Below are 3826 nucleotides of genomic sequence, written 5' to 3'. Positions count from 1 at the left end.
CGATTTATGGCATAATTACGGCAAAGGCCCGCAGGCACCATAAATGTCAGCTTCCACTGGTTGCCTGATTGCTACAAAACTTCAGACTGTCAAGTAAGAAAGTCTGGGTAAGTTACTCAGATCTTTCAAGCTTTGTTGTGGGCTATGCCTGGCAGTTGATATGTCAGGTCAGCACATGGCTGTTATACAAATGGATTGGTGGGCGGGTATTATCCGTAATAGGTCTTTGCCTGTTCTAAGGTTATCAGGCCTTTGGATATGTAGTTAAAGACCCCCTGGACCTGATTCGAAGCTGCCCGAACCTTTTTTCCTGTTTCCAGCAGTTGAGATAATGAATATTGGGTGTTTGCCACAGCGGATAAAAAGCTTTTCCGCTGGCCTTTGTTGAGGCTTCCAACAAAGGCCACCATATCCTTTATCTGGGACGGACTTGCCGCTTCTGCCGCATCCAGAAAATCCGATACCACCTGTCCTGAATCATCTTCATTCATTATCTTTTGGGTCAATGCCAGAAAGTTATGGGCGTCTTCTCCTGCTTTGACAGCTCCTTTTACAAACTGGGCCCTTTCTTCTTCCCCAAGGTTCTGGGATATCTCCAAAAGCGTGTTCTGATCCTTAAATGAAAGTACGTCGAACTTGGTCAAGAAAGACTGGCCAGCTTCCCCTGCCGCTGCGGACGCTTCCAGGAAAGCGTCCCGGGACTGGGCATCAATGTTTTCGATGGCTTGCTCAAGGCTGTCTGGCTGCCAAGATTTCAGGTTTGCCCGGGTGGTTTGATAATCCTTAAAACTGTCGTCGGAAAGAATGCCTTTCATATAAATATCTTCGTCAGAAGGTCCCGCATTTTCCTGGTTGGCGGCTTGAAAAAGGAATTCGGACCGTTCCGTGCCGTCCAGGGCCTGTACCTGGTCCAGGAGATCGCCCGCATCTCCTTTGGTTTGGGCGATTGCATAAAACAACAGGCTCCGGTCCCGGCCGTTCAGGCCGTCACCCACCTTGTTAAGACGACTGGTGTCGTTTCCGGCATTGTCAACAGCTTCAAGGTAGTTCACCGTATCAACGGTTGAAAGGGTGGCGGTAAATTTGACATCAATTTTTTCAAGGTTATCCAGCATGGCCGGCAGGGCCTGTTCTGCTTTTGCGGCGGTACTCAGGAACCGGGAGAATGTTCCCGACTGCTTTTGGCTGAACCTGTCAAGGGCAGATAAAAATCCGTTCATCTGGCCTTTTGCTCCAGACGCGGCTTTTATCATGTTTTGCAAATTTTTGTCTTTCAGGGTTTCGGACTGATTCAAGATTTTTGTTATTGCTGTCTCCCCGGCAAAAGAGGCAAATGTGATAAAATTTTCCAGATTCTGGCCTGCCACCCGGGTATTGCCGAATACAGACACACGGTCCTGGGTGGATTCTGTCATCCGGTCAAACGCTTCCAGTAGAACAAGCCCATTATCTTGTGCTTTCGCCGCCAGGGAAAAGTAAGAGGAAAGGTCGGTATCTTTTCCGTCCCGTTCCATAATCCGTACCAGTTCGTCGTTCAGGTCTTCCAGATCATCCAGGTTCAGGCTTGCCGTTTTCAGATATTGCCCGGTAAGGCCGTCTCCCAGTTGGTTTGCGATGTCGATCATAAGTTCTGCCTGTCCGGGGTCGTGCTCTATAGCAGAAAGAAAATCCGTAAGATCTTCGGCCGATAAGTCTGCTGTAAAAGAAAGAAATTGCGATAAATCATCAATACTTTTCCCTTGTCTGCCATGCTCAGCAGCCGCATCCAACAACACATCCACTTTTTCACCGGCATTTACCGCCGCCTTTGCCAGATCTTTCCATTCTTCCTGGTCCATCTCGTCCGGAAAGGCAATTCCAAGATCACTGAGGGCGTCATAGGCTTTGCTGTCAGCACCCACATTCTGAGTTACCGCCGCCCATACCTGGGAGGATTCTTCAAGATAGATCCTTTTTTCGATAATATTTTCCATGCTTATAGTTTTCGCACCGGTTCCGGAATCCGATATGGAGACCGTATCTTTTAATAGAGACGCTGCGCTTTTAAGCTGGATACCTGAACGTATTTGGCTATTTTTATTGGGATTGGCCTTTATTTGATCAAGAATAGAATGGGACAGAGAAAAAGGAATAAGGTCTTTATTTGAAACTTTCATGGAGCCCTCCTTTGATGAATCATGAACAAACAATAAGTAAATCCATCGGTTGTATTACTATATTGCTTTAACTCATCATACACAACTTGTGGAATGGGAACCGTTCTGTCTTTCTTCTCCTTTCTGCCATGGACTGTTACTATTCCAGCATTAAAATTTTTGATTGAAGCCAATGGTGGATATTCTCAAAAGAAATGTATGATGGCTGGTTGTCAAAACAATGGTTCTTACCAAACCCCATTAAGGCATTTTTATTGAGAATCTGAATCAGTTTAAGTTTGTTCGAATATCCGTTTTCTCCGCATTCAGATTGAATTTGATAAGAATCCTATTAATCAAGTTTTTTTGCATTAGAGACCATAATTGCCCCTGCCATTTCTGCATGAATATCTCTTAACCCATTATTTCTTAGAAGTTTTCGATAAGCGTGAGGAGGAAAAGAGCTTTTAAAGTATCCCTTTGGGATCATGAATTTCCGGATCATAAAATCAGATATGGTTCTCTCTTCAGCGCATGCAACGGTCATTGTAAAAGGAGCTGTCTTTTTTAAAATCCTTCCAATTTCGAGTGCTGCTTTATTAGGATCTGGGAAAGCATGAAAGCCGGCCATTGAAAAAGATCCGTCAATTGAGTTATCTTTAAAAGGAAGGTTCCCCACATCAGCTCGTATGAATATCACATTCCGAATATTTTTTGATCTGGCCTTTTTCTGTGCAGCCTTCAACATTCCCATAGAGTAATCCATCGCAATGAATTTGGATGCAGGTTTTGATTTGTACACAGATGTGGAGAATATACCAGTTCCGCAAGGCACATCCAATATCCATCCACCTGGAATTTCAAGGAGCCTTTTCATCTTGAAAAGAGTCGTCAAAGCGCCTATACCCCAGGCAAAACTGATGATAATTGGATTCATGACCCATAGATTGTATAGCAACCCACTTATGGTATCGTACTCAGAATTATCATTATCGTCCCTCTTTTCTTCGGGGAGAAGGTCAATAATGCCGTTAACAACAGGATACTTTAATCCTGATTTTGAAATCAGGTAGTCCTCTTTTAGTTCCAAAATGTCCTTGTTAACAGGACACCGGAAGAGCTTTGCAGCATCTTTAACGGAAAGTTCCATTTATCATCCTCATATTCAATTCATCATCAGTTCTTGCAATGATGTTTGACTGTTATAAACAGTAGTTACACCAAATCGGATATTATTGAAAGGGCAGTAAGGAAGGACAACCAACCTGGGGCTAAAGCCAAAGATATCGTGGCTTGTCTGAAATTTATCAAATTCACATAAAATGTTGAGTGGCGGTTTTTACTTTTTGGTGGATTGATGGTCACGGCTATCAATAATAGTACCGGCTCTAAATTCATTAATCGCAGGGAGTTCGATTTTGAAATAGCCCTCAGCGGGAAATTTGAAATGAACCTCCGCACAATGCTTCTGTTATTGAATACTGCTTTCAGATAGGCTTGGACGAGCCAGTATAGTCACATTGTGGGGTTTCTGATCCCTCAAAATCTCTACGCTCAGCATCAGCGGCGGAACGAAGCGCCGTCCGCTGCATGCTGTTGTGTGTGCCGGGCATGGCACGTGCTCTTAAAAGTGAGTCAAACGTAAACAATTTCAGAACGTTTGGCAAGTCTTAGACCCAGCCTGATGGAGG

The 3826-nt window shown here is 44.3% G+C and carries 2 protein-coding genes; both read right to left on the bottom strand.

The genetic code is table 11. From position 1 onward, the window contains the following. Positions 1–209: 209 nt before the first annotated feature. Positions 210–2156: a hypothetical protein gene (locus tag B147_RS0106315; RefSeq protein WP_020586382.1), complete on the bottom strand. Its 1947-nt coding sequence runs from the start codon at positions 2154–2156 to the stop codon at positions 210–212. 331 nt (positions 2157–2487) lie between these two features. After that, positions 2488–3285 carry a methyltransferase domain-containing protein gene (locus B147_RS30115; RefSeq protein ID WP_020586381.1) on the bottom strand — a complete coding sequence of 266 codons (798 nt, stop codon included), beginning with the start codon at positions 3283–3285 and terminating at the stop codon, positions 2488–2490. Positions 3286–3826: the final 541 nt, after the last annotated feature.

The sequence above is a fragment of the Desulfobacter curvatus DSM 3379 genome (assembly GCF_000373985.1).
Lineage (GTDB): Bacteria > Desulfobacterota > Desulfobacteria > Desulfobacterales > Desulfobacteraceae > Desulfobacter > Desulfobacter curvatus.
This window is presented reverse-complemented; position numbering and strand designations above follow the sequence as displayed.